The 705-nt window shown below is 44.5% G+C and carries 1 protein-coding gene; it reads right to left on the reverse strand.

The window, feature by feature from the left end; genetic code table 11:
* Positions 1–705 (reverse strand): hypothetical protein (locus A3739_RS29240; protein ID WP_197471999.1); only part of this gene is annotated, 705 nt, incomplete at both ends.

Genomic DNA, 705 nt, shown 5'->3' on the forward strand with positions numbered 1-705 from the left:
TTCGTTGCGAAGCTACTGAGTAAAGCTGAGGGTTACCTAAGATGCCTTCGTCTTTTGAGTAACTATCATTAGGACGAGCGGTTGAACGTGGCTGATCATCACTAATTAACACATGCATCGTTGATTGGACGCCATTTGTTGCATCAATGCTCAAGCTCGGAACCCATTTTGCATCTTGAGAAGCGGACTCAATTTGTAAAGTCGTTTGATTAATTTGATTGGAGTCTTTGCAGTCGCCAGACAGGATTTCTGTATCGGAACAAAATAGAGCACGACTCTCAAACAAGAAACGTCCCTCTCGACATGTGCCGGCATCTAGATCAAAGCGAGTACACTCATCAACCGCTCCCTCTAACGGCTCCTGAACGTTACACATCACTTCCATGAGACCCTTGTAGCAGACATTAGAAACAGTTGCGCCTTGGACGTTCGTTGAAAAATATATCCCGGAATCTTGAACCACTGGCCGAGAAATAGATTGCACCAATCGACGACCTAACAATAGACGCTCTCGCACAGTGGCCGGTGCGGTAAGAGGCTGTTTGTAGTAATACACCACTAGAGCATCACGCTCTGTCAGACGTAAATTTAACAACAAAGAATCGTCGTACATCTTAAATTCGAAGCTGCGCATATAGTCTTGGTAGTAGGGCAAAAATGCAGCAAAACTAAGATCATTCGCGACTTCATCAAGCTCATTTAAGT

The sequence above is a fragment of the Oleiphilus sp. HI0067 genome, assembly GCF_001635735.1.